Here is a 26448-nt window from a genome sequence, read left to right as displayed (position 1 = left end):
TTGGCGAAGTAAAAAAAGGCCCCTTGAATTTCCAAGGTGCCTAAAGGATTAAAGCTTCAATCAACGCTCTTATACCTTTCCGGGATCTTGTCTCTCCAAACAAGCATAAGGCTTTTAAGTTTTTCTGTTTCCATGGAACTTTTGTCGTTTTCACTTTCTGTATAAAGGTGTTCTACGACTGTTTGATCTTTTTTTATATATGCAATGGTGGTGTTTAATTGAATCTCATATTCTTCAGAAGAGCCATCCAATACTTCTTGAATAATTTTTAAGTATTCATCAGCTTCATCCACCGAAACAATGTCTTCAATGAAATCAGAAAAGTATTCTAGTTCTGTAGGAAGAACTATTCTTAAGTATCCTAAAGGGTCTCTTTTAAATTCAAATGAATATTCCATGATCAATCATTCCTTTGGTTTTTTATATAAAGGATAAGCAGTTGCTATTGAGCCATCCTTATTAAGGTACATCTCCACATCAATTCCTGATGAAGTTTTGCCGATATACTTATTATCTCGTATTTGTTTTTTGTTTTTGTAAGCTTCGGAAATTGTATTGTAAACTTTTACTCTATCCCATTCTTTTGGAAAGAAAGATGACTTCGCTACTTTTTTTACTCCTTTTACTTCTACCTTAGCTCTATATACCCCATTTATATCAGGTACTTCTTCTGTTCCTGGAATTATTCTGCTACCACTCATCATACTCTCATGATGATAACCTACAGCTTTGTTTTTTCTGTTAATTTCTCCATGATATACGTGCTTTACTGTTTTTTTAGTAATACCATTTGTGCCTCTATTACCATTTGGATTAACAGATTTAGTGAGAACACTCTCTTTTTTATCTTCCGCAATACTTTTTAGCAGCGGAGTATTTTTCACGTTAATGGTTTTCTCAGCATCTTGAAGGATTCCTTCTAATGCAGGAGTATATCGATTGACAGGAGAATTGACAAACTGTTTTACAGACTTTCCACCTTTCTTAACTGTGCCACCAGCTGCTTTCCCAACTTTAGCAAGATCTTTCGAGCCTGTTGAGACAGAGGACTTTCCACCTTTCAATAACAGAAGGCTTCCGCCCAAATAAGTAACATAGTGCAGCCGTGTGTATGCATCCCCGTGAATCATTTTTGTATCCCAATTATCCTTCAATGTGTCAACCATGCTTTGAAAGGCAGCTTGATAGTCGTATTCCAAAACGGTATCCAGCACTTTTTGAGGATCCTTGTTTAAGTTGTCAATCGTCCAACCGATATTCCATCCAAATTGAATGGCTCCTTCACCGGTATCCTTGGCAAGATCGTATATACCAACAATCGCACCCTTGGCGCCATCACCTATGATTTGCAACACTTCTTTTCCGTTATCCATGAAAGCTTTACGCTGTTCAAGAAATGAAACAAATTCAAGCTGCTCAGGGGTAAGATTCTCATAGCCGACCTTCTTGGCAATTTCTAAGTATTCATCCGGATCCGTCACTCCGTCAGCTAGCTTCTTCTTTAAATCTTTGATTTCTCGTTCTTTCGCTTCATCTTTCTTGATCTTCAAATAAGCTTCAGTCTGTTTCTCAATATCGCCTTTTTTCTTATGTATGTCACTTTCACGGTACGCCTTGGCGTTGTAGTGAATGGGTGTGGCGTTCTTCCCTTTGCCTGTGGATTCCTCAAGCTTTTGGAAGTCCTTCTTGATGAATTGCTCGTTTGGCTCTGACTGGGCATATTCAGTAACAAGTGCTTCGTCCACGCTACCTAGTTTGTCGACTGTTTTTTTGCGCTTGTCCTCCGCATTGGCGAGTTCGTCTTTGAAGTTTTCTGTCGAGAACAAATCAAGCGGAAGTATATCGTCAATATCATTTAAGATATCCTTCATGGCTTTCTTTTGTTCTGACATAATAGATTTTGATTTTGTGTAGGCGTTAGCCAGTTCGTGTTCTAAGAAGGATTCTTCTATATATGCATCAGATAAGCTGGCGTCCTCTAAAGTGCCTGAAATGCTCGTCAAGAAAGCAATTTTCATATCAAGTAAGTCAATCCAATTGTCAGCTACACCTGCATGATCTTGATAAAATGCTTTGATGTTGTCGGCGCCTTTTCCGGAAAACTCACTGTCATCTAAATCAGCTACGGCTTTAAAGGCCTTCTTGAGATTGACCATCTGACTTCTTAATTCTTTGTATTCCTTTGCGCGTTTATCTGCTTCGGAAAGCAACGTTTTAGCTTCAAATACTTTCATGTTCATATCCTTTCATCGGAATTCCTAACCAAGATATTACCATGGAAGAAAGAAGAAAAAGACATATACGTATTTCGAAAGTGGAAAATGATTAATTCGGTCTAGGTCTTTGTTCTTATTTATTGTGTTGTTAAGCAATTGGTGATAGGCCAAGCTCGAATGGTCCCGGGAACCGTAATTTGATTGGTGTTGGTATTGTTATAGCAAGTCAGGATGCGCTGAATACTACACTGCTGAAAAGCTAGCTATCAAGTTTGTAGCGTAGCTGCTTAAAGAGTGCGGCTGGGGAACTTGATCGTGTCCGTACACATCAGAACTGGAGCGGAAAGTATTGCCTGCACCGCATTTTAGCTGAGGGCAGATGAAACCAAGTTAAGTCAGCCATTGAGTCAGAATTGAAGGTGCTGGGAGGAAAGACAACATCTAAACTGTTATCATCTGCGTCTAAAGCTTCTGGGGGCATTTACACAGTCAAAAAAAGTGATACTCTTCCGTTTTTTAATAAAAAGGGAGTTTAATTAATGATTAAAAAAATTCGATATAATTAATGAAGTATCGACAGAAGATTGTTACCACAAATGCAAAGCAAGAAACGAAAGTGCCCATGCAAATATGCCGAACGTTACAAAGAATCTAAGAAAAGTTTCATATTTTGTAAGTTTCCGTTCTTTTTTTATTTTGCCTAATTTCCAGTAAAGGGCGTAGCCGGAGAACAATAAAATTATTTGTCCCAGTTGCGACACGGACTCTAAAAATTCTATACCATTCATTGATTTCACCTCTTATTTAATTATCGCAGGCTGAAAAACCGTTTCCAACAGTTATATAAAAATTAAGCAATCCGTAATATGTTTAATGGTATATGAAATGATGTTTCCCTTATCCAGTTATTATTTTAACGAAGAAGAACTTTTTTACTAAATCTAGATAAAGCGGAAGGATATTTCTATAGAGAAGTTTATTCACGTTATAAGTTGAATCCATTGTAGGTTTTAAGGCTGGTATTGTTTTAAATTCAGCCCTCGTTGAGTCATTTGTGGGGTCTACTGCGATAAAAGCAAATTACCACGCAAAAAGAGCCCATCTTATATAAGGCGGGCTTTATACCAATAGAAAAAATGTTGTTATGCCTATTTACAATGATCACAACATTTATAAATCACTTACACCAGCCAGTAAACCTATAAGACTCAAAACAATTGTTATAGCAAGGAAAGCCCAGACTAACGCAGCATATGGAGTGTTAATTCCTGTGCTTTCTTTCCACTTGGAAAATCGACTTGTTCTGAATTTTCCTAGCTGAATACATAAAATTACGTTTAATAATACTGATATGACAAGGGCTGTTACTAAATATAAGTTCAAACCCATCAACCTTTCTTTTATAGGCTTTATCCTAGTGTAATCTATAAGCAGATGTAGATTTCAAGTGTCATTATTCATGTTTTTTTCAGAGACTAAATATGATTGTGGAGTTGTTGTAAAGATTCTGATAGAAGGAGTACCATGAAAAAGTTTGCGGTTTTTTGCGGATATACATATTTTTAGGAATGTTAGAATGTTACATAAAGGGTGGGGCTGTCGGTTTATTAATGCAGTATATGATTTTAAAAAAACTCAGGAATAATATTGAGTTGAGAAGATAAAATAAAAACCCCATTTTTAAAGTCCAAAATGGGGTTATTTCTTAATATCATATTAAGTTGCTGCTCTATCTGCGACCTTATAAGTGGACTGCTCAGAAAGAGCGTATGAAGCGCTAGATACTCCAACAACGCCAAGCAAGAGCGCTAAACAAATTGCAATTTTACATTTTTTCATTTAAATGCTTCCCCCTTTGAATTTGTTTGCGTGCTTCAATTGCCATTTGATAAAAATCGACCGCATCATGTCTGTCTTCTTTGTTGGTCAAAAAATCAGCAACAGCAACAGCGTATTCTTCCATATCACCGTAAAGGTTTTTCTCTTCGAAGAACTTGAACACTTCTCTAAGTGTTTGTAAGTCGAATGATAAATAAAGGCCTTTAACCAGTTTTAATTTCTCGGTTACTTCCTGGTTGTTGTGTCGGGCAGCAACCTTCTGACCTTCCTGGTATAATTCTAATGCAGCCTTTAAATCATTTTTCTTTGCTTTGACATATGCCAGATTAAAAATCGCTTTGGACTCATAAATGTGTTTTCGATCCTTATGAATTTCATAGGCGATTTGAAAATGTTTCTCGGCATTGTCAAGTTCTTCAAGGTTATTATAGCATAATCCCACGTTAAAATGAGCTGAACCAATTAAATGTTGCTCCCCTATTTTTATAGCATCATTTAAGGCTTTTTCAGCTGTTTCTAAAGCATCCTCATAACACATTTTATCTAGCCAGTTCCCAAAGATAACAAACTGACATTGGACCATTTCTTTGCCATATGTAAGGTTCCCCTGAGCATCTTTTTGCTCTTTAAATATAGAGTATGCTCGCTGAGCATAATTCATTGAGAAATGAGTCTCTTTCATATAGTAATAGACTTCTGACACTTTAAAATAGAACTCTGCCTTATCTGTATTTGCGTTTTCATCTAATAAATCAAGATATTTTTCGGCTTCGCGATAATATGTTAAAGCAATAACTAAATCTCTCGTTCTAAAATGATACATGCCGGTAAAAAAATGATAATAGAATTCTATTGTATTCGTGAGGGATTCAGGGGCCATATTTTCCCTTGTCTTTTTGAGGTCAGCATATACACCATCTATATTTTCAACAGAGTCAGGTTCGAGATACGACAGCATTATTTCGTGCCGCAGCTTTAATAGCTGGAGATAGACTGCTACTTTTTCATTTTTTTCCATCATATCGAATGCTTTTTCAACTTTTTGTTTCATTTCTTTTGCTTTCTCAACTCGACCCTGTTTTATGACAACATACCAATGATTAATGTCTGTAGTTACATAATGATATGGGATTAAATCCGAAACAGACAATCAAATACCTCCTTTTTTTTACATATATTTAATATTATATCACTAAGGACACCCTCTAATAGAATTATTTTTTTTTGAAAAGTCCATCTATTTAGACTAGAAAAAGTCAGAATAAACATAAATAAGGACCGTATTGTCTGATACGAACTCTTTAGCTTGCTTTAGAATTTAGGGAGGCTGATCTAAAAGGCACTTGAAGTCGTTTAATGATTTATAAATGGCATCTGCATTTTTCAAGAAAATGTTATAATGAAAAGCCATAAAATGATAGGAGGGGGATTTTCGATGCATTACATAACGGCATGTTTAAAAATCATCAGTGATAAAGACCTTAATGAGATAATGAAGGAATTCAAAAAACTTGAGGAAGAAACGAACAAAGAAGAGGGTTGTATTACATTCCATGCTTATCCGCTTGAGCCATCAGAACGTAAAATAATGCTTTGGGAGATTTGGGAAAACGAAGAAGCTGTGAAAACCCATTTTACGAAAAAACACACAATAGACGTTCAAAAACAAGAATTAACGGAAGTAGAATGGTTAATGAAAAACAATGTGAATGATTGAAAGGCTTTTTAAAAAGAGACATTCAATGACATAGAATCAGCCACTTGTGATTAAGTAGTGAATTGTTGTCCAACTCTTATTTTTTTCTATTTAATATTTTTTGGAGACGAAAATGTTTTTTTTGAGCTGATTTTGAAATGTATTCAAAGTCAGCTTTGCTAGATTTACTGGATTATATCTTTAGATAACTTGTTACCATAATAATGGAGATACTCCGTATAAATTGGAGGTTAAAATAATGAGTCATTCTCAAGAAAAAATTGCACTAATTACAGGAGCAAGCAGTCAAGGAGATATTGGTACGGCTATATGTCGTAAGTTAGCCTCACAGGGTATACATACCTTCTTTACTCACTGGAATTCTAATGCGGCCTGGATAGAAGAATTTCAACAAGAAATTTTACATATGGGTGTCCGTTGTGAGGCAATGAAAATTGATTTATCAGATGCACATGCTGCATTCACAATACATGAAAAAATTTCAGATAAATTAGGATATCCTTCCATCCTTATTAATAATGCAGCTCATTCCGCAAGTGATAATTATGTATCGTTAGATGCTAAATCACTTGATGATCATTATGCGGTTAATATGAGATCAAATTTTCTTCTTTGTGTTGAATTCGCCCGTCGGTTTAAAAAATCTAATTTAATATCAGGAAGAATCATCAATATGACATCAGGGCAGGATTTAGGCCCTTTGCCTGGGGAGTTAGCGTATGCAGCTACTAAAGGAGCTATTTCTGCCTTTACTAGGTCGTTATCACAAGAACTTGCACCATTGGGCATCACTGTTAACGCTGTAAACCCAGGTCCAACAGATTCTACATGGATGACAGATGAAATAAGAAATTTTCTTTCACCTAAATTTCCAATGGGGCGTATTGGCACACCAGATGATGCGGCACGAATTATTGCTTTTCTTGCAAGTGATGAGGCTGAATGGATAACTGGACAAATTATTCATTCAGAAGGTGGATTTATTCGGGGCTAAGCTAATGAAACACAATATAAACCAATGTATGATGTATTCCCAAAACTAAATCTAAACTTGAAGCGCAATTGAAATAAAATAAGGTCCCTTCTCTTTTTAGAGGGGAACCTTATTTTATTCATGCATGTTTTGCATTCAGAAAATCTGGCGGTTAAGAGATTAATAAACCGTTACATATACTTTTCCGAATACTGCAGTACCTTTAAACAAAGTAATCGTGGCTTTCCCTTTTGATTTAGCCGTCACTAAACCATTTTGATCGACTTCAGCAACTTTTTGGTTATCAGTCCAATAACGAGTAGCTGAATTATTTTTAACAGAATAGGTTTCTCCAACTTTTAGAGGTAAATTATAGTCTTGAATCTTGATAACATGTGTAGGTGAAATAGAAATGTTCTTTACTTCAGTAGGTGTGGAGTTTATTTCATGAGCTGAAGCTACCCCGCTGACCGACAGAGCTAACGCAGAAATCGATAAAGCAGAAACAACAGTTTTTTTGAAATTCATTTTGAAACACTCCTTTAAAGTTTTTTGTCTTGCACTATAACAATTCAATAAAAGTAATTATTTTCCTTGTAAATAAATGTTAATAATATGTGAACGATCAACTGATTTGAGCTAAGACTATTGTGTGCCCTGCACAGAGTTTGTATTTATGATTGAAAATTGCTGAGAGAGAATGGCCATCTTTAAAATCTTAATAAAACACATTTGGTGGGGTTATTAGTTTGTTGAGCGCGTGGGAATTTTGTTACCTGCACTTTATCCCCAAAGATACCAAATCACTTTTCTTCATCATGTTCTTACTTTCGTACTCATACATTAGAAAATCTTCGTTCTAAATAGGTGAAGAATTGGAGTATTTTTATGAATTTCTGCTGAATAACGATAAAAAATACATTACATAACAAACTCAAAGAATATAAAAATCGCTTTTTTCCGGAAGCTTCGGTAAAAAACAAAACTTTTGTCTCTATGATTTTATTTTATAATGTAAACGGTTTCTTATATAGTATACTTATACTATGAATTTGCTCAAGTGGATACTGACAGGAAGGATAGAAAAACAGATGGAATACATAAATTCAAGACAAAAAAAGATTTTGTATCTGTTGTTATCTGAACCTGATGACTATTTAGTTGTGCAAGATTTCGCAGATAGGGTACAGTGTTCTGAAAAAACAATCCGGAATGATTTGAAAGTGATCGAGGATTATCTCAATGAGCAATCTCATGCACAGCTTATTCGAAAACCAGGGTTGGGCGTTTATTTACATATAGAAGAACAGGAAAGAACCTGGCTAAGCCAACAATTACATACTGATCATTTTTCTTCTAGGAAGCGGAGCGATGAAGAAAGAATGCTGCAAATTGCTTATGATTTATTAATGAATCCGAAGCCTGTTTCCGCAAAAGAAATTGCCGCTCGGCATTTTGTCAATCGATCTGCCATTAAAAAGAATTTATACGCAGTAGAAGAGTGGCTGAAGCGTTTTGATCTCACGCTCGTTTCTAGACAGCGGCTTGGATTAAAGGTTGAAGGGAACGAAAGAAATAAAAGAAAGGCATTGGCAAGAATATCTGATTTGATTCACAATACAGAGTTTACGAGCCAATTTATTAAAAGTAAGTTTTTACATTATGAAATAGACTTTGTGACGAAAGAAATCAAATCATTACAAAAAAAGCATTCTCTCTATTTCACAGATGAAACGTTTGAGAGTTTGCTGCTGCATACATTATTAATGGTCCGCCGGATCAAAATGAAGCAGCCGATCTCGTTGTCCTCGAAAGAAATGGCGGCAGTAAAAAAGAAGAAAGAATATCAATGGACATTTGCTTGTTTACAACGGCTTGAACCGGTTTTTGCAATCCGTTTTCCAGAAGAAGAAGCCGTGTATTTAACATTACATATATTGGGCGGTAAAGTTCGTTATCCATTACAGAAAGAAGAAAACTTTGAAAATGCTGTGCTTCCTAAGGTTGTAGAGCATTTAATCAATCGTGTTTCAGAGCTGAAAATGATGGATTTTCATAAAGACCTGGATTTGATCAATGGTTTGAACATTCATCTCAATACAGTGTTACAGCGGCTGAGCTACGATCTTTCAGTATCAAATCCTATGCTGAATGATATTAAAAAGATGTATCCTTATTTGTTTCATCTTATCATTGACGTTTTGGAAGACATCAATCAAACATTTGATCTTCATATTCCTGAGGAAGAGGCAGCATATTTGACACTGCATTTTCAAGCAGCCATCGAACGGATGCAGGGCAGCAGCGAGACACATAAAAAGGCGATCATCGTCTGCCATATGGGAATTGGGATGTCCCAATTGCTGCGGACGAAAATTGAACGGAAATATCACCAAATCGCTGTAATGGCTTGTATTGCAAAGGCCGATTTAAAGGATTATATCAAAAAGCATGAGGATATCGATCTTGTCATATCCACCATTGCGCTGGAGAATATAACGGTCCCCCATATTGTTGTGTCTCCGCTGTTAGAGCCTGGCGAAGAGAAGAAATTAAGTGCATTTATACGTCAGCTGGGCGAACCACACCGCCAAAAACAAAAAACGTTTCAGATGCTGAACAATACGACTCCTTTTTTGGTTTTTTTGCAGCAGGAGGCGGAGCATCGCTACAAGTTAATTGAACAGCTGGCGACAGCTTTGTTTGAGAAAGGCTATGTTGAAAAGGACTATGCGGTTCATGCGGTGATGAGGGAAAAAATGTCCGCGACAAACATTGGGTCAGGCATTGCCATTCCTCATGCGAACGCTAAATTTATTAAACAATCAGCAATCGCGATTGCCACATTAAAGGAGCCGCTTGAATGGGGAAATGAAAAAGTTTCGCTTGTCTTTATGCTGGCTGTCAAACACGAGGATCAAACCATGACAAAGCAGCTGTTTAGCGAGCTCTCATATCTTAGCGAGCAGCCGGCCTTTGTCCAAAAGCTGACGAAAGAAACCAATGTCATGTCATTTTTATCTCATTTGGATTATTAAAAAGCAGGGATTATTCCTTGCTTTTTTTTGTTATAGGGAAAAATGCCTTTATTTCCGGAACCTATGGTAAAAAAAGCGATTTTTAAGTGCTGATTTCGGTATACAGTTGAGACAAGATCTTATTATTCACACTTTAAAGGAGGTTTCCTATGAAACTGTTAGCGATTACATCTTGTCCGAACGGTATTGCCCATACGTATATGGCAGCGGAAAATCTGCAAAAAGCTGCAGACAGAATGGGCGTCAGCATCAAAGTTGAGACCCAGGGGGGAATTGGTGTCGAAAATAAGCTAACCGAAGAGGAAATACGCGAAGCGGACGCAATCATTATTGCTGCAGACCGCTCGGTAAACAAAGACCGGTTTATAGGCAAAAAACTGCTGTCTGTCGGGGTACAGGACGGCATCCGCAAACCGGAAGAATTGATTCAAACCGCTCTTAACGGGGATATACCGGTCTATCGTTCCGCTGCAAAATCGGAATCTGGCAATCACCAGGAGAAGAAGCAAAATCCTATTTACTGTCATTTAATGAACGGCGTTTCATTTATGGTTCCTTTCATTGTCGTCGGCGGATTATTGATAGCGGTTGCATTAACGCTTGGAGGGGAGAAAACACCTAAAGGCTTAGTTATTCCGGATGACTCCTTCTGGAAAACGATTGAACAGATCGGCAGTGCTTCATTTTCATTTATGATTCCGATTTTAGCCGGCTATATCGCCTATAGCATCGCTGATAAACCGGGTCTTGTGCCAGGGATGATCGGCGGATATATTGCGGCGACTGGCAGTTTTTATGACAGCGCAAGCGGCGCCGGATTCCTTGGGGGAATCATTGCCGGATTTTTGGCCGGATATGCTGCACTATGGATAAAAAAAGTAAAGGTGCCAAAAGCCATCCAACCGATTATGCCGATTATTATTATTCCGGTATTTGCATCTCTGATTGTAGGTTTAGCGTTTGTATTTTTGATCGGTGCGCCTGTAGCTCAAATTTTCACTTCATTAACGGTTTGGCTGGCGGGAATGAAAGGGTCGAGCTCGATCCTTCTGACATTGATTTTAGGTGCGATGATCTCATTTGATATGGGCGGTCCCGTAAATAAGGTCGCATTTCTGTTTGGATCGGCAATGATTGGAGAAGGAAATTATGAAATTATGGGACCAATTGCTGTCGCCATTTGTATCCCGCCGATTGGCCTTGGCATTGCGACGTTTTTAGGAAAAAGAAAATTCGAGACATCCCAAAGAGAAATGGGGAAAGCGGCATTTACGATGGGGCTCTTCGGCATTACTGAAGGAGCGATCCCATTTGCGGCACAGGACCCTCTGCGCGTCATTCCAAGTATTATGGCAGGCTCAATGACAGGTTCTGTGATAGCCATGATTGGCAATGTGGGGGACAGAGTGGCACACGGAGGACCTATTGTTGCAGTGCTTGGCGCAGTTGATCATGTCTTGATGTTTTTTATTGCTGTGATTGCAGGTTCCCTTGTCACCGCTCTGTTCGTCAATGTCCTAAAAAAAGATATTACGGCGTCTCCTGTGCTCAGTGAAACTGCACCGTCCTCTGCGCCAAGTGAAGCTGCGGCAGCAAACGAAATAAAGCAGCCAATTCAAGTCGAAAGCCCAAAAGCTGAGGTGGCGGAGATAAAAAAACTGACAGACATTATCAGCCCGGAATTAATTGAACCAAATTTATCGGGTGAAACCAGGGATGACATCATTGAGGAAATGATTCAAAAATTGTCCCGCAGAGGTGCGCTGCTTTCAGAGAGCGGGTTTAAACAATCCATTTTGAATCGTGAACAACAGGGAACAACGGCGATTGGCATGAATATCGCGATTCCGCACGGAAAGTCTGAGGCTGTTAGGGAGCCAAGTGTTGCCTTTGGAATCAAACGATCAGGTGTTGACTGGAACAGCCTGGATGGATCAGAAGCTAAATTAATCTTTATGATTGCTGTACCAAAAGAAAGCGGAGGGAACCAGCATCTGAAAATATTGCAGATGCTATCTCGAAAGCTTATGGATGACAATTATAGGAAGCGGCTGCTCTCCGTGCAAACAACAGAAGAGGCATACAAACTGCTGGAAGAAATCGAATAAAGCGGGGGGATTTTCATGACGATTGAACCGTTATTTTTCAAGCCTGTTTTCAAAGAAAGAATTTGGGGCGGAACCGCTTTAGCTGATTTTGGCTATACCATTCCGTCACAACGAACAGGGGAGTGCTGGGCTTTTGCCGCGCATCAAAACGGTCAAAGCGTTGTTCAAAACGGAATGTATAAGGGGCTCACGCTCAGCGAATTATGGGAACATCACAGACATTTATTTGGACAGCTTGAAGGGGACCGTTTTCCTCTGCTTACAAAAATATTAGATGCTGACCAGGATTTATCTGTTCAGGTGCATCCCAATGATGAATTTGCCAAAATACATGAAAACGGTGAGCTTGGAAAAACTGAATGCTGGTACATTATTGATTGCGAAAAAGATGCAGAGATTATTTACGGCCACAATGCAAAAACAAAGGAAGAACTAATTGCCATGATAAAGCGTGGAAAATGGGAAGAGCTCTTGCGCCGAGTAAAGGTAAAACCGGGGGATTTTTTCTATGTGCCAAGCGGCACTGTTCATGCGATTGGAAAAGGGATTCTGGCTTTAGAGACGCAGCAGAATTCAGACACAACCTACAGATTATATGATTATGACCGAAAAGATGAAGAAGGCAAGCTGCGCGAGCTTCACCTGGAAAAGAGCATCGAAGTGATAGAGGTCCCGTCTATTCCAGAGCGGCAAACGGTTCATCATGAACAAATTGAGGATTTGCTTACAACGACATTGATTGAATGCGCTTACTTTTCGGTGGGGAAATGGAAGTTATCAGGATCAGCAAGCTTAATGCAGCAAAAACCATTCCTTCTTATCAGTGTGATTGAAGGGGAGGGCCATATGATCTCTGGTGAGTATGTCTATCCCTTCATAAAAGGAGATCATATGTTGCTGCCTCATGGTTTTGGAGAATTTAAACTCGAAGGGTATGCCGAATGTATCGTATCCCATCTGTAACATGGCAGGGCTTGAGAAATACATTTGCAAGTGAAGACGCCTATTCTCCAGCGATGATCTAAATCAAATAAGAGTTTAATAGTCGGAGAAGAAATGCTACACTATTTTCTGTATATGGTAAAGAATGAAAAAACACGATTCGGTTGGTAGTCCGGATGCATGATTGATCATGTCAGTAACCTTCCCCTCCTCGGGATGTCCATCATTCTTTCGTATCTTTTATGAGGAGGGAATCGTTATGAAATTAACGGTTTACTATGATGGTCAGTTTTGGGTAGGCGTTGTTGAAACTGTGAACAATGGAAAGCTAAGAGCCTTTCGTCATCTTTTTGGCAAAGAGCCGAAGGATTCTGAAGTGCTGGCGTTTGTTCATAACCAACTCTTGAATATGATGGCCCAAACAGAGCAGGAAGGAGTTCGTTTACAAGGCAGACGTCAGAAAAAGATCAATCCAAAAAGATTGCAGCGTCAGGTATCAAAAGAAATGAAAAATGCCGGAGTAACTTCAAAAGCTCAAGAGGCAATAAAACTAGAGCTTGATGCAAGAAAGCAAAAGAAAAAACAAATAACGAAAGAACAACGAGAACATGTAAAAGAGCAGAGGTATATGCTCAAAAAGCAAAAAGCGAAAAAGAAGCACAGAGGTAAATAATCCAGCAAAAGCAGGCACTGAGCCTGCTTTTGTAATTACGCCTCTACTTTGTAACATATATCCAATGCATATAATCCGCTGATTTATGATCCAATGTGAACCCTAGCTTCTCCAAAGTTTTTTGTGATCCTAGATTATCATGTTCACATCTTGCGGTAATCCGGTTCACTGCTTCTTGGCTTAATGCCCAGTTTATTAGTTCTTGGCAGGCTTCCACACAATAACCTTTGCGGCGATGACTTTTATTTGTCGCAAAACCGATTTCAATCACGCCATTCTCGTCTGGGTCACCTAAAAATCCAGTTCCTCCAACAATTTCATGACTGTCCTTCTTTACAATAATCCATGAATCAAATCCTTTTGTTCCATTGTTTATCACTAAAATCTCACGAAAATAAGGTAGCGCTTCAAAAAAATCAGAATTTGGCCATTCACCATTTGTTTCATATCCTAAGTCTTTGATCGCTTGATGATCTTGTTTAGACGCGGCGTCGAGAAGGGGAATATCAATTGTTTGTAATCGTAATCGATTCGTTTCAAGGAGAACCATATATCTAATCCTCTTTTCTTTTTACTGGAAATCATAATAACATATAATAATTTTCTCTGGTACCTTGGCAGTAGAAAAAGATGAGGAACTTGAGGGGGATTGATAGGTGAGAGCTAGCCCAGTACCAAAATGGGTAGGAAAATGCTGATGTCAAAGTGTTCCTACCCGTTTTTCTGTGCTGAATGCAGGATTTCTGATAACATGTTGTGCTACCTTTTCGCAATCAAATAAAGCGATAGGGCTCTTTGGGTTTGAACAGGATTATGAATGATAATGACCCATTGGTTTCTTCGTCTTGGAAAGCTTGCTACCGCATACAATGGAGCAGTATCCCGCGGAGTGAACCCGCCATTTACCACGTTGATATCCCTTCCTTCGAGATGACAAACTAGGTATTCACCTGGATTGATGACCTGCTGGTTCGTCCATGCGTAAGAATAAAAGCCGTCGCCGAGATCCTCGGAGGAGGATGGGGGGATAATGCCGTCTACAGTCAATGTGATTTCTCTTCTTCTCTGTCTTTCTGAAAAGTCCGGACTTCTTTGAGGAGTATGAGTATGTGAAAAGTAAGGAATTAACGCAGGACCATACAAGTAATGATACAAAGCAACCACTCCTTATTTTTACATTCATACAAATTGTATGTGGTTGTCATTCGTTCATTCCTGTTTTGTTTCATGTTGATTAATAATGAGCTATAGGCGTCCGGTATAATCAATTTGTCCTTTCGTTGATTCAATGCTAGTAACCTTGAAAATGCAGGTTAGGATGATAGAATTTACATATTAACTGCAAGAAAGAAGATTACATTTATTTTGATAGCGGGTGAAAACGATGGCGAAAAAAATGGCAAAAACAAATGCGGTTCGTCTAATTGAACAGCAGAACATTTCTTATGAGTTATTAGGGTATAAAACAGACGGCCAGCCTGTAGATGGCATCTCTGTTTCGGAGAAAATCGGTTATCCTTTGGAGTATGTATATAAAACATTGGTGGCAGCAGCAGGTACTAATCAATATTATGTCTTTGTTGTGCCTGTAGCAGAAGAGTTAGATGTAAAAAAGGCAGCAAAGGTGACAGGGGAAAAGAAAATAGAGATGATTGCAATGAAAGAGCTATTAGCGGTAACTGGCTATCTTCGCGGCGGCTGTTCACCAATTGGCATGAAAAAATTGTTCCCGACCTATATTGACGCATCTGCAGAAACGCTTGATTTTATCATTGTCAGTGCAGGGAAAATCGGTATGCAGATAAAGTTGGCGCCGCAAGATTTAGCCAAATCATGTGATGCCGAATTTGCAGAAATTGTATAGATTGCAGATATAGGGTAAACGAAAAAGCTTAGTCGTATCGATTAAGCTTTTTCCGCATCTCTTTCAAATATGATTTCAAAATAAGCAGCTGCCCCATACCCATCTATACTGGGCGCGAAAATCTGAACGAATCTCCAGCCTCTTTTTGCATAATCATGGATGATTTGCTGGTAGTCTTCTTTAGGCCTTCTTCTCATCGTACTCAGCTCAACTCTTACGAATTCATATTCTTTCATCATTTGATCCCTCCTATTAGGATATACGTAAGATTGAGCAAGAAGTTCCGAAAACCTCAGGGATTATTAACATGAATCTCATTGGCTCAGCAGTCCAAATGAATCTCTTGCTTATGGCGTTTGACTGAGTATATAAGTAAAAACAAAGCGGCCAGAACATATAAGAAGGAGATGATCATTAACGCACTCATAACAGGGTAGTGTTTAGCGGAATAGATGAAAAAATCAAGCTGTGAAATTTGTTTGGGGCTGCTGACGGTATCCATTCCATTAAGCAGTTTTGAGATTTTAGCAGTATAGTTCCAATCAAATCGATCTGAAACAAGCTCGCTTCCTTGATACCAATTAACAGCGGCTAAAAACAGAAATACCATAATAGAAAATCCAAGCTGAACAACTAAAAATATTCCCTTCACTTTTGTGTGACCTCCAAATCTAAATATGGGAAAATCAAACAATATATTACCACCCTCTGGGTTATTCTTGCAATTTCTCTTTCGTGCAACTCAAACGTAAGTCTATTTTTTTATTTGTGTTTGGATTATAATACCTGATGATGGAAAAAGCGTTCGGGTTTATGGATTGGAGAATCATATATTAGCGATTTTACTTATGTACTTTAGTAACACCCGAAAGTAGGCTGGGGGGCTGCAATCTTTTTGCTAATTGTTACTGAATTTTTAAATGTTCGTATTGATAGTAGGAGAAAGTACTGAAGCAGACGGTTCGGCCTTTCCTCCGCTTTGTCTATTTCAAAAGATCTGTTTAATCACTGAACGGTTTTCATCTGTTTTGCTGAACTTTGCAATGGGCTGCAAAAAAACATCAACATGCAACGATGGCGGCATGTTTTATATTTGGCTGACTGAACTGATCATTTATTTTGCTTTTAAGTCATCCTATTCAAGAAAGCGATGGTATTTCATGAACAAAGAAACTCTAAAAAACATACTCATGATTTTTTCAATATGCGCAACCCTCCGAGAAACCGATGGCATGCGTATTGCTGATAGCTGGATTTTGAGTGAAATCGTACGGTTTTTGATTTGCATGGCAGTGTTTTTTGCTGTGACATTTCTATTAGAGGCTGTCTTTCCAAACAAAAAAGAGTCACATTAATGTGTGGCTCTTTTTGCATCATCTGATCAGAAACATCACAAATGAATCGATCATCATGATGAAGAACAGCAAACAAAAATAAATGAGCGAGTAGACAAACATATCCTTTGCCCACATCACGTCATCGTCTGTTTTGAATCCCTTGATGCTTTTTTTGATCCATATGCCCCCAAGAACCAAGGCGGCTAAGAAATAAAATGGGCTCATATGGCCAGTGCCGAGAGAAAAAGGGAATAATAGCGTGATCGGCACCAGAACGGCAATATATTGCATCATTTTTATTTTTGTTACATGATTGCCTTTGACTACAGGCAAAAGCGGAACGCCAGCCGCACGATATTCCTCTTTGCGTCTTATCCCAATTGCCCAGAAATGCGGGGGCTGCCACAAAAACATAATCGTGTACAACAGCATTGCTGTCATACTGAAATCTCCGGTTACGGCACAATACCCCATCAATGGCGGTGCAGCTCCAGGAAAGCTCCCGACAAATGTGCTCCACACAGACGTTCGTTTCACCCATACTGTATAGATGATCGCATAAAAAATAAAGGAGGCCAGTCCGAGAAGGGCCGTTAATGGATTGAGGGAATAAAGCATGGCTAGACCTGCGATTCCTAACACAGTGCCATATGTTAGGATCATGGCTGGCGGCATTTTCCCTGTGACCGAGGCCCTGCTGCGAGTGCGTGCCATTTTTGCATCCATATGCCGATCAAAATAGTTGTTATAGACAGTGCCGGAAGCCATCACAAACGCGGTTCCCAACATTGCTGTCACCATTGTCATCAAAAAAGCCATTCCGGTTAATTGTTTTTCTGCGCTTGCAAACGCGATCCAAAATCCGCCAAAGGCTGCTATCGAGTTTGATATGATAATGCCGGGTTTTGCAAGTTTGATAAAATCGTAAATGGTTACCCGGTTCGAAATTTTTATGTATTTCGTTTTAGATATGGCTGCCGAATCTCTTGTATTCCCCAAAAAATAGACGCCCCCCCAAAAACTGCATGCTTTAGTTATCGTAACAAGAGGGCTATGGAATCACAATTGTTTCCTATATTTGTCATGATATTGTCATTTTTAATAAAAAAAAATGGGGAGCTGGACTGCCCCCATTTTGGCAAGCGACGCTTAATATCCGTAACCGCCGCCGAATCCTCCGCCGTAACCGTACCAAGGGTAGTAAGGCCGCGGGCGCGGGTAATAGTAAGGCGGACGCGGATAAAACGGATAGTACGGTCTTGGATAATAATAAGGCGGATAAAATGGCGGTCTCGGACGCGGATAAAAATAAGGCTGTCTCTCATCATAAGGTGTCATTTGTTCAAATAGCTGTTCATTCAAAGGATAATCCAAGAGGAAAACCTCCCTGCTTTTTTTATTCCTTTTACCATATTCTTGATGCTTAAGTTGGGTGTATGTACATTCATGAAACCCGGTTTATTTTATGACGAAATTCCTTAAAAAGGATTGACATGAACTTCTAAATCTCATATTATTACAAATGTGAAATAAATGTTACTGGAATATTACAATAGTGTTTCTAAACAGATACAGTTCTAACTGATGAAGAATAAATCGAAATGGCTACGAAAGAAGGAGTTTTTGTTGTTAGTAAAAAGAATCAAATGGTTTCATGTATTAATAGCAGTTGTAATTGTGGTGGGCCTTATCGGCTTTTTCCATAATCATTCGTTGAAAAAAGAAACGGTCATGAATAAAGTAAGAACTGATTCTCAATATGGGAATGTTGAGATCGCAACGCTTGTCAATGACGGGAAAACGTTTAATTACGCGGTAAACTATCCCGTTTTCAAAAATAAAAAAATGGATTCGGTATTAAAAAGATTCGCAGAAAAAGAGGTTCGCCAATTTCAAAAGGAAACAAAAAACGTTGACCAAGAGCATACGACTAAGCGCAACGAATTAAATGTTGATTATAAAATTGTCCATTATGCCAAACAGACAGTGGCGATTGTATTTAATGAATACAAATATATCGGGGGCGCACATGGTCAAACCGTGAAAAAAACGTTTAACTATGATTTTAGTAAACAAGCGTTTCTTTCCATTGATAATATTTTCAAAGAGGACGCTGACTACTTACACAAGCTTTCGTTAATCGCTTATCACGAGCTGAAAAAGAATAAGGACATTGCAGCGGACGATGCGCTGTTAAAGGAAGGGACGGCTCCGAAAAAAGATAACTTCAGCCGGTTTGCCATCAAGGAAGATTATATTGAACTTTACTTTGATACATATCAGGTTGCAGCAGGCTATCTTGGAGAGCAATCAATTGCCATTAAGAAAAGTCTTTTGAAAGACATTCTGAAAGAACAATATATTGATAAAGCAAAAAATAAAAATAAAATCAAAGAACAAAAGCCGAAGCATGAAGTGATTTCTTTACCCAAAGAGGAAACGGTTGATCCAAATCAAAAAGTCATTGCACTTACTTTCGATGACGGGCCGAATCCTGCGACAACAAATCAGATTTTGGATTCCTTGAAGAAATATAAGGGGCATGCCACGTTTTTTGTTTTGGGGAGCAGGGTTCAATATTATCCGGAAACGCTAATCAGAATGCTGAAAGAAGGAAATGAGGTGGGGAACCATTCGTGGAGCCACCCGCTTCTCACAAGGCTTCCAGTGAAAGAAGCGCTAAAGCAGATCAATGACACGCAAGACATCATTGAAAAAATAAGCGGATACCGCCCGACGCTTGTAAGACCCCCATACGGCGGCATTAATGATGAACTGCGGAGTCAAATGAAAATGGATGTCGCATTATGGGACGTTGACCCGGAAGATTGGAAAGACCGTAACAAAAAAACAATCGTTGACCGTGTCATGAGCCAGGCGGGAGATGGAAGAACCATCTTGATTCACGATATTTACCGCACCTCTGCTGATGCGGCCGATGAAATTATGAAAAAGCTCACCGATCAAGGTTATCAATTGGTGACAGTTTCTCAGCTTGAAGAGGTTAAAAAACAAAGAGAAGCAAATCAGTAGGAAAAGGCTGCCCGTACGGACAGCCTTTTTTCTATTTAATAAGAGCCTGTGGTGGCCCAAACATTCAAGTTCGGCCCTGAATACTTGCCGAAAGCGTAAGAAGTCCTTGGATCTAAATCATATACCATCGGTGTATAACAAGATTTTTGGCCGGCGACCGCTTTTCCGTTGCCGCCTGCAGAATCGCAGTTATATCTTTTTCCGTCCGTGTTCCGGGTAATCTCCGCATTTGCTTCAAAGCCTGACGTCAATGTATTATTCATCGTGATTTTTGCCCAAGCCGTTTTACATGTACTGCTGAACTTAAGCTCGACTACTCCAATGACTTGATTGCTGGCATTCACTAAGTTTGAGGATTTTTTTGTAGAGCCGCTGGACGCACAATCATTGTAATAAGGGCTTTTACCATCGTAGGCATGGGTTTCCGCCTTTGCGGGTGCACCTTTGACGGCAAAAACAAATACTACTGCGAATAACACCAATGAAGCCTTCATAAACAGTCTTTTCAATTTATGACCTCCTTAATATGGCAAACAATAAATCATATGGAGGAACAATCAAAACATGCATGCTTTTTTGTGAACAATAAAGGCGGCCGGGAGGATGGAGTTCTTGGCCGCCTTTGGTGTGAGGTTATGCTTTTACATCAATGGTTTGTCCGAGAGTCGGGTGCTGTATCATCTTTAAGGTTTGATCAGCATTTTGCTGGGCGGTGTCCAGCATTTTTTTCGTTAAAGCGATATTTACATTCTGGGCAAGGGATGCTTGATGCATCGCAACCGATAAAGCAGGAATATCCATGGTTCCACCTCCTATGCCTTACCTATCGGCGGGTTTGTATGATTTTACAGTGAAAAATGGCTTAATTTCTCCTGTTGACCCTTACGCTGCGGGATACCGTATGTTTTTGACAAGGAGGGATCAGGATGAATCTTGTCATGGAAAAGACCTTTGAGCAATACGAAAAGCTGTTTTCAATGGAAGAACAAAAAAGAAAGGATAAATTTCGGTATACGATGATGAGGCCGTTTGAAAAGATGTGGACCGCCATCCATGTTCCGCTGAAAGCGAAGGAGCCAAACGGCTATGATGTGATGATGACTGCGAAAATGCTTGGCTATTTGGATGTCCGTGATGTTGAAATCGGGCAGAAAGCATTGCGAATACTGAAGGAATCACATGCTTTAGAGACAGCGGAATCTGCACTTCGACAATGCATCCTTTTTGCTGAGCGCGAACAGCTGCGGGTGAATGCAGAGGAGATCAAATTCGGCCTTTATATCGCCGATCCAAATAAGCTTCAGCTGCAAAAAGGCTACTGCGGGTTTGGCGGGATACCGGGCTTTATTCATGTATGGATTCATCCGAACAGTTATAACCTGCCAAGGATTCCTTCCATTATTGCTCATGAGTTTCATCATAATGTGCGGTTTTCGTATACTGATTTTGATCATGGCTCTGTAAGTGTCGGGGATTATCTTGTGATTGAAGGATTGGCCGAATCATTCGCCCGAGAGCTATTTGGCACAGAACGATTGGGCCCTTGGATAACTCGTTTTGATCATGAGGATTTGCAATATTCCATTGATGTGATCAATGAGGTGCTGGATGTGAAAGGCTTTTCGGAAGTCAGCCGTTATATGTTTGGTGATCCAATTGCTAAAGACCAAGGTTTTAAGCCTGCAGGTTTATCGGCTTTTGCAGGTTATGCGGTTGGATATCATGCCGTTCAGTCATTTATGAATCAACATCATATCACGATAAGCGAGGCCACACGTTTGGATGCGAAGACCATTCTTTCTCAATGCGGGCTGTTTTCTACATGAAAAAAAGCGTCACATACAGCGGCGCTTTTTGATTCCCAAAACGAGCAGTTCAATGGCGGCACAGGCTGCAATTCCAATTGTATATGCTTCGATATCGCTCCATAAAAAACCGTACCCCAGTACAAGCCCGCCAAGAGAAGTATCCCTAATCTGGTCGATCCATTCGGCATGATAGAGCTGGCTGAATTCAATGGCAAAACAGAAAGAAAGACTGATAATGCCCGTTTTCATTGTCTTCAGCTTCCGAAATAGAAATCCGCATCCCGTAAAGATCATGGCGGCCCACAGCGAGTCTCCCAGATAAGTATTGAGGGAATCAGGAAGAGCACTGGCGAATGCTCTGGATCCAAGCCCGAGCCCCATGATCAGTATGGTGAAAGCTGCATATATCCATCGATTTCGCTTCATTGCGAATTGATACCCCGTCTCTTCTTCATCTCCCTGTATTGTAAGAAATATATCTTTTATTTGTCCACTAAAAAAGCGGCTGGATTAGCCGCCTAGGGTGTTTATTTTGCTTTTAGGTTTACATGGTCGGCTGTCTGATCCGTGCCTATTACAAAATGAAGTTCATAGCGGCCTGTGTCATATACATAGTCGATTTCATCGGTAAACGGGACGGTCAACACTCGATTCGCTGGGCCTAATTGCTTCTGCAGCACTTCCGGCGTAACACCGCCTAAATTCAAATGCCGTTCCACACCGGTTCCAAAATAGCGGATTTCTGAAATAGTCATGTCTTTATGATAGGAAAATCCGTAGCCCGGCTGTCCCATATTCCAGTGATATAAATCAAATCGATTGTCTCCCCCGACTGGTCTTTCCGGTTCCCCAAACGCAGCATGGACATCTCCTTTTGTGCTTTTGTTAATGGTAAGGCCTTGCGCCTGCTGAGGCATTTCTCCTTTGTAGGCGGTGTTGTAAAGGTTTTTGACAAGCTCAGCGGCTGATTGGTTTGTGTTTTCATAGAGTGTATTTGTTTGAGCTGCGGCCTTTGCCGGTGCTGAAAAGGACGCAGCCCCAAAGCCGGTAAAACAGCTTGTTACTGCTGCCGCCGCGGTTATAGCAGACATTGTCTTTTTCATGTTAATCCCTCCTTATTCATCTACCATTCCGTTTCCCCGTGTTTTTGCAACAAAACATGTGAGTGCGCTTTGTATGTTTTATTGAGTTGTTGTAAGGGAACTGAAATAGGTAATTCGGTATATATAGCAAGAAAGGGGAATGGAGATGGCTGGCAAGAAAAAAATCACAATAAACGGCGTTGAAATGGAAGCGTCAGAGGAACAGACGGTGCTGCAGCTTTTGAATAACAGCTCGATTGAAGTGCCGCAAGTTTGCTATCATCCAAGCTTAGGGCCGATTGAAACATGTGATACGTGCATCGTCAGCATCAATGGTGAGCTGAAGAGGTCGTGCTCCGCTGAATTAAAGGATGGGGATGTCATTGATACGCTCTCACCTGACGTAAAAAAAGCGCAGGTGATCGGAATGGACAAGATTTTATATAATCATGAGCTTTATTGCACAGTTTGCGATTACAACAATGGGGGATGCGAAATACATAATACGGTGAAGGAAATGAAAATCAATCACCAAAGCATTCCGTTTGATCACAAGCCATACCATAAGGATGAATCCCATCCGTTTTATCGGTATGATCCAGATCAATGTATTTTGTGCGGACGCTGTGTTGAAGCGTGCCAGGACGTGCAGGTCACTGAAACGCTGACCATTGACTGGGAGCGGAAACGCCCGCGCGTCATTTGGGATAACGACGTGCCGATCAATGAGTCGTCATGTGTGTCATGCGGCCATTGTTCAACCGTCTGTCCGTGCAACGCGATGATGGAAAAAGGAATGGAAGGGGAAGCCGGATATTTAACAGGCATCAATAACGAATCGCTGCGTCCGATGATCGAGATCACGAAAGGCGTAGAGACAGGCTACGGTTCAATTCTCGCTATTTCTGATATGGAATCCGCTATGCGTGATGAACGAATCAAAAAAACGAAAACAGTCTGCACCTATTGCGGCGTCGGCTGCAGCTTTGATGTTTGGACAAAGGGCAGAGACATTCTGAAAGTCGAGCCCCAAGAGGAAGCGCCGGTCAACGGCATTTCTACTTGTGTGAAAGGAAAGTTCGGCTGGGATTTCGTCAACAGTGAAGAACGTCTGACAAAGCCGCTGATCCGAGAAGGCGAGCATTTTCGTGAAGCAGAGTGGGAGGAGGCGTTATCGCTGATCGCCAGCAAGTTCACGGAATTGAAAGAAGCGTTTGGACCGGATTCACTTGCTTTTATTACATCGTCTAAATGTACGAACGAGGAATCCTATCTCATGCAAAAGCTGGCCAGAGGAGTCATTGGCACAAACAATGTGGACAACTGCTCGCGCTATTGCCAATCTCCTGCGACTGCCGGCCTGTTTCGGACAGTCGGCTATGGCGGTGATTCAGGCTCAATAACAGATATCGCACAAGCCGACCTTGTTTTGATTATTGGTTCGAACACGTCTGAGTCGCATCCAGTCTTGTCCACTCGCATTAAACGGGCCCATAAGCTGAGAGGGCAGAAAGTGATCGTCGCGGATATCAGAAAACACGAAATGGCAGAGCGCTCCGATTTATTTGTCCAGCCGCGTGCCGGATCGGATATCGTCTGGCTGAATGCGATCGCCAAATATTTAATTGAAAACGGCAAAGCTGATGAGCGCTTTTTGCAGGAAAGAGTGAACGGACGGGATGAATATGTAAAAAGCCTGGCGCCGTACACACTTGAATATGCCGAGGAGAAAACCGGGATCAATCAAGAGACCCTTATCCAGATGGCAGAGATGATTGGGCAAGCTGACAGTGTGTGCGCATTGTGGGCGATGGGCGTGACACAGCATATTGGAGGAAGCGACACGAGCACGGCGATCTCTAATCTGCTGCTTGTGACAGGAAACTATGGAAAACCGGGAGCAGGTTCTTACCCACTGCGCGGCCATAACAATGTGCAGGGAGCAAGCGATTTCGGAAGCATGCCTGACAGCTTGCCGGGCTATGAAAAGGTGACGGACGAACAAGTCCGCCAAAAATACGAACGGGAGTGGGGTGTGCCGCTGCCGAAGGAGCCGGGTATGACTAACCACGAAATGATCGAAAAAATCCATTCCGGCCAGCTGAAAGCGATGTATGTAAAAGGTGAAGAAATGGGTCTTGTCGACTCCAACATCAATCATGTGCACGCCGCATATGAAAAGCTTGATTTCTTTGTGGTGCAGGACATTTTCCTTTCACGTACAGCCGAGTTTGCTGATGTGATTCTTCCTGCGAGCCCGAGCCTTGAAAAGGAAGGAACCTTTACAAACACAGAACGCCGGATTCAGCGGCTGTATCAGGTGTTTGAACCGCTGGGCGAATCAAAGCCTGACTGGCAGATTATTATGGAGGTAGCCAATAAGCTTGGCGCCGGCTGGCACTATGAGCACCCTGCAGACATTATGGAGGAAGCAGCCAAACTGTCGCCAATTTATGCCGGTGTCACCTATGAACGCCTTGAAGGCTACAATTCCCTGCAATGGCCTGTAAGCGCTGATGGAAAGGATTCGCCTTTACTCTTTACGGATCGCTTCCCTTTCCCGGATGGAAAAGCCATTCTTTACCCCGTTCAGTGGACAGAGCCTGAGGAGTTCGGTGAGGAATATGACATTCACGTCAACAATGGACGGCTCTTAGAGCATTTCCACGAAGGGAACCTCACCTACAAATCGAAAGGGATTTCGGAGAAAACACCGGAAGTGTTCTTGGAAATTTCTCCTGAGCTTGCGGCAGAACGAGGGATTCAGGATGGAACCCTCGTCAGACTCACATCGCCTTTTGGCAGTGTTAAAGTGAAGTGTGTGATGACTGATCGTGTCAAAGGGAAGGAAGTGTATCTGCCAATGAACGATTCAGGGGAAGCGGCGATCAACCTGCTAACAGGCAGCCATGCCGATAAGGATACCGATACGCCAGCTTACAAAGAAACCTCAGCCAAGATGGAAATTTTGAAGCGCGATGGAATCAATCCGCTGCCTAAGATCAATCACCGCAACGGCAATCCGCAGCCGCAAATCGGTGTGCAGGTTCAAAAGAAATGGGCGCGGAAGGATTATATTTTCCCTGGCGACGCAGTGAAAAGGGGGATTGGGCATAATGGCTAAAGCGATTAAACGAATTCAGAAAATCGAGGTAACCGAAGAGGATCAGCGAAAGCGTGATTTGCGGGAAATTGAAGATGCCTTAGTCGATCACAAAGAAGCGATTCTCGAAACATTGCATATGCTGGGCCATATGAACGAGCGCGGTGTCCTGCCGTTGCTCCGCGGCCTTTTTGGCCAAGGGGATAAAGTTCTTGATATCCTGGTGAAAAAAGCAGATACAGAGGAAACTGCCAACACGCTGAAAAATCTATTGCTTCTGTTTGGGACGCTCGGCATGCTGGACGTGAAACAGCTGGAGCCTCTTATTTTAAAAGTGAATGCGGGTGTGGCAAGCGCTGTAGAACAGAAAAACAGCGAAGAAAAGACAGGATATTTTGATATTATCCGCTCGCTTAAAGACCCGGAAATCAACAAATCAATTACACTGCTCTTTTCCTTTTTAAAAGGAATGGGACAAGATACAAAGGAGATGGAACGCACGACGCAGCCCCCCGAGCATCAAAAACATCATCAGGAACCACGAGAGAAAAGAGGAATGAATAAGCGAGATTGACCTCCCGCCCGAGCCGGCTTCAGCCAGCTCGGGTTTTTTTGATGAAAAGGTCTAATGGACTAGTAAAAAATATTCAAATACTAGGAAGAAGTAAGTTTATGATGAATGAGATAGAAATAATCGTTACTTTCTTACCTGTTA

Annotated in this window: 26 protein-coding genes and 1 pseudogene; 12 read left to right on the top strand and 15 right to left on the bottom strand. The window is 40.7% G+C overall.

From position 1 onward, the window contains the following. Nucleotides 1-56 precede the first annotated feature (56 nt). On the bottom strand, nucleotides 57-398 hold the full coding sequence (locus QA442_RS16070; RefSeq protein WP_095432600.1) for a tRNA-Val4: 342 nt from the start codon (nucleotides 396-398) through the stop codon (nucleotides 57-59). A 6-nt stretch (nucleotides 399-404) separates the two neighbouring features. Beyond that, nucleotides 405-2234, bottom strand: a complete 1830-nt coding sequence (locus QA442_RS16065; protein ID WP_095432599.1) for a T7SS effector LXG polymorphic toxin — start codon at nucleotides 2232-2234, stop codon at nucleotides 405-407. Between the two features lie 155 nt (nucleotides 2235-2389). Here QA442_RS16065 and QA442_RS16060 point away from each other — a divergent pair. Next, nucleotides 2390-2725, top strand: a pseudogene (locus QA442_RS16060) (N-acetylmuramoyl-L-alanine amidase); the annotation flags it as partial. 78 nt (nucleotides 2726-2803) lie between these two features. Here the strand turns inward: QA442_RS16060 and QA442_RS16055 are convergent. Further along, nucleotides 2804-3004, bottom strand: coding sequence for a hypothetical protein (locus QA442_RS16055; protein ID WP_014663576.1), 201 nt, complete (start codon nucleotides 3002-3004; stop codon nucleotides 2804-2806). Between the two features lie 1037 nt (nucleotides 3005-4041). Next, the gene (locus QA442_RS16050; protein WP_071580515.1) at nucleotides 4042-5205 is read right to left on the bottom strand and encodes a response regulator aspartate phosphatase; all 1164 of its coding nucleotides are present in this window, start codon (nucleotides 5203-5205) and stop codon (nucleotides 4042-4044) included. Between the two features lie 249 nt (nucleotides 5206-5454). On the opposite strand from QA442_RS16050, the gene QA442_RS16045 reads away from it, so the two are divergent. Further along, complete coding sequence (locus tag QA442_RS16045; protein WP_095432598.1) at nucleotides 5455-5772, top strand: putative quinol monooxygenase; 318 nt, start codon at nucleotides 5455-5457, stop codon at nucleotides 5770-5772. A 238-nt stretch (nucleotides 5773-6010) separates the two neighbouring features. After that, nucleotides 6011-6766, top strand: coding sequence for an SDR family oxidoreductase (locus tag QA442_RS16040; protein ID WP_095432597.1), 756 nt, complete (start codon nucleotides 6011-6013; stop codon nucleotides 6764-6766). A 159-nt stretch (nucleotides 6767-6925) separates the two neighbouring features. Here QA442_RS16040 and QA442_RS16035 read toward each other — a convergent pair whose 3' ends face one another. Continuing rightward, nucleotides 6926-7273 carry a BLB8/JUQZ-1 family protein gene (locus tag QA442_RS16035; RefSeq protein WP_003232839.1) on the bottom strand — a complete coding sequence of 116 codons (348 nt, stop codon included), beginning with the start codon at nucleotides 7271-7273 and terminating at the stop codon, nucleotides 6926-6928. Between the two features lie 563 nt (nucleotides 7274-7836). Here QA442_RS16035 and manR point away from each other — a divergent pair. The 4 genes from manR (at nucleotide 7837) to QA442_RS16015 (ending at nucleotide 13506) form a co-directional block, all read left to right on the top strand. Then, nucleotides 7837-9783: a mannose transport/utilization transcriptional regulator ManR gene (gene manR, locus QA442_RS16030; protein WP_095432596.1), complete on the top strand. Its 1947-nt coding sequence runs from the start codon at nucleotides 7837-7839 to the stop codon at nucleotides 9781-9783. A 149-nt stretch (nucleotides 9784-9932) separates the two neighbouring features. Continuing rightward, entirely contained in the window at nucleotides 9933-11891 is a 1959-nt protein-coding gene (manP, locus tag QA442_RS16025; RefSeq protein WP_279473313.1) for a PTS mannose transporter subunit IIABC, read from the top strand. A gap of 15 nt (nucleotides 11892-11906) precedes the next feature. Continuing rightward, entirely contained in the window at nucleotides 11907-12854 is a 948-nt protein-coding gene (manA, locus tag QA442_RS16020) for a mannose-6-phosphate isomerase, class I (protein ID WP_279473312.1), read from the top strand. A gap of 169 nt (nucleotides 12855-13023) precedes the next feature. Continuing rightward, nucleotides 13024-13506, top strand: coding sequence for a YjdF family protein (locus tag QA442_RS16015; protein WP_151256934.1), 483 nt, complete (start codon nucleotides 13024-13026; stop codon nucleotides 13504-13506). A 43-nt stretch (nucleotides 13507-13549) separates the two neighbouring features. Here the strand turns inward: QA442_RS16015 and QA442_RS16010 are convergent, their stop codons facing one another. Further along, a complete protein-coding gene (locus QA442_RS16010; protein WP_279473311.1) occupies nucleotides 13550-14056 on the bottom strand; it encodes a GNAT family N-acetyltransferase in 507 nt (168 codons plus the stop codon). 209 nt (nucleotides 14057-14265) lie between these two features. Further along, entirely contained in the window at nucleotides 14266-14661 is a 396-nt protein-coding gene (locus tag QA442_RS16005) for a hypothetical protein (protein WP_134975752.1), read from the bottom strand. Nucleotides 14662-14890: 229 nt separating this feature from the next. Here QA442_RS16005 and ybaK point away from each other — a divergent pair, with 229 nt between their 5' ends. Continuing rightward, nucleotides 14891-15370, top strand: coding sequence for a Cys-tRNA(Pro) deacylase (gene ybaK, locus QA442_RS16000; protein ID WP_279473310.1), 480 nt, complete (start codon nucleotides 14891-14893; stop codon nucleotides 15368-15370). Between the two features lie 41 nt (nucleotides 15371-15411). Here ybaK and QA442_RS15995 read toward each other — a convergent pair whose 3' ends face one another. From QA442_RS15995 to QA442_RS15980, 4 genes are all read right to left on the bottom strand, one after another. Next, nucleotides 15412-15606 (bottom strand): DUF4177 domain-containing protein, encoded by a 195-nt coding sequence (locus tag QA442_RS15995; protein ID WP_003232825.1) that lies wholly within the window; start codon nucleotides 15604-15606, stop codon nucleotides 15412-15414. Between the two features lie 86 nt (nucleotides 15607-15692). Beyond that, entirely contained in the window at nucleotides 15693-16022 is a 330-nt protein-coding gene (locus tag QA442_RS15990; protein WP_243571960.1) for a YjdJ family protein, read from the bottom strand. Between the two features lie 721 nt (nucleotides 16023-16743). Beyond that, nucleotides 16744-17745: a heme o synthase gene (gene cyoE, locus QA442_RS15985; RefSeq protein WP_423856558.1), complete on the bottom strand. Its 1002-nt coding sequence runs from the start codon at nucleotides 17743-17745 to the stop codon at nucleotides 16744-16746. 111 nt (nucleotides 17746-17856) lie between these two features. Beyond that, nucleotides 17857-18081 (bottom strand): spore coat protein, encoded by a 225-nt coding sequence (locus QA442_RS15980; RefSeq protein ID WP_279473307.1) that lies wholly within the window; start codon nucleotides 18079-18081, stop codon nucleotides 17857-17859. A 252-nt stretch (nucleotides 18082-18333) separates the two neighbouring features. On the opposite strand from QA442_RS15980, the gene pdaC reads away from it, so the two are divergent. Further along, nucleotides 18334-19740, top strand: coding sequence for a peptidoglycan-N-acetylmuramic acid deacetylase PdaC (gene pdaC / locus QA442_RS15975; protein WP_279473306.1), 1407 nt, complete (start codon nucleotides 18334-18336; stop codon nucleotides 19738-19740). A gap of 35 nt (nucleotides 19741-19775) precedes the next feature. On the opposite strand, the gene QA442_RS15970 is transcribed toward pdaC, so the two are convergent. Both QA442_RS15970 and QA442_RS15965 read right to left on the bottom strand, forming a co-directional pair. Next, nucleotides 19776-20249 carry a YjfA family protein gene (locus QA442_RS15970; RefSeq protein ID WP_042974194.1) on the bottom strand — a complete coding sequence of 158 codons (474 nt, stop codon included), beginning with the start codon at nucleotides 20247-20249 and terminating at the stop codon, nucleotides 19776-19778. 124 nt (nucleotides 20250-20373) lie between these two features. Next, nucleotides 20374-20541 carry a YjfB family protein gene (locus QA442_RS15965; RefSeq protein WP_014476499.1) on the bottom strand — a complete coding sequence of 56 codons (168 nt, stop codon included), beginning with the start codon at nucleotides 20539-20541 and terminating at the stop codon, nucleotides 20374-20376. Between the two features lie 125 nt (nucleotides 20542-20666). On the opposite strand from QA442_RS15965, the gene QA442_RS15960 reads away from it, so the two are divergent. After that, the gene (locus tag QA442_RS15960) at nucleotides 20667-21566 is read left to right on the top strand and encodes a DUF2268 domain-containing putative Zn-dependent protease (RefSeq protein WP_279473305.1); all 900 of its coding nucleotides are present in this window, start codon (nucleotides 20667-20669) and stop codon (nucleotides 21564-21566) included. A gap of 9 nt (nucleotides 21567-21575) precedes the next feature. On the opposite strand, the gene QA442_RS15955 is transcribed toward QA442_RS15960, so the two are convergent. Continuing rightward, complete coding sequence (locus tag QA442_RS15955; protein ID WP_134975757.1) at nucleotides 21576-21974, bottom strand: ribosomal maturation YjgA family protein; 399 nt, start codon at nucleotides 21972-21974, stop codon at nucleotides 21576-21578. Nucleotides 21975-22075: 101 nt separating this feature from the next. Further along, entirely contained in the window at nucleotides 22076-22651 is a 576-nt protein-coding gene (locus QA442_RS15950; protein ID WP_071576569.1) for a YjgB family protein, read from the bottom strand. A gap of 145 nt (nucleotides 22652-22796) precedes the next feature. Here QA442_RS15950 and fdhF point away from each other — a divergent pair, with 145 nt between their 5' ends. After that, a complete protein-coding gene (gene fdhF / locus QA442_RS15945) occupies nucleotides 22797-25754 on the top strand; it encodes a formate dehydrogenase subunit alpha (RefSeq protein WP_279473304.1) in 2958 nt (985 codons plus the stop codon). After that, nucleotides 25747-26307 carry a helical membrane plugin domain-containing protein gene (locus QA442_RS15940; protein WP_014663599.1) on the top strand — a complete coding sequence of 187 codons (561 nt, stop codon included), beginning with the start codon at nucleotides 25747-25749 and terminating at the stop codon, nucleotides 26305-26307. The genes fdhF and QA442_RS15940 overlap by 8 nt, the downstream gene beginning before the upstream one ends. Nucleotides 26308-26448: the final 141 nt, after the last annotated feature.

The sequence above is a fragment of the Bacillus stercoris genome (genome assembly GCF_029772985.1).
GTDB classification, from domain to species: Bacteria; Bacillota; Bacilli; order Bacillales; family Bacillaceae; genus Bacillus; species Bacillus stercoris.
The sequence above is the reverse complement of the archived record's forward strand: the minus strand, read 5'-3'. Positions and strand labels throughout refer to the sequence as shown.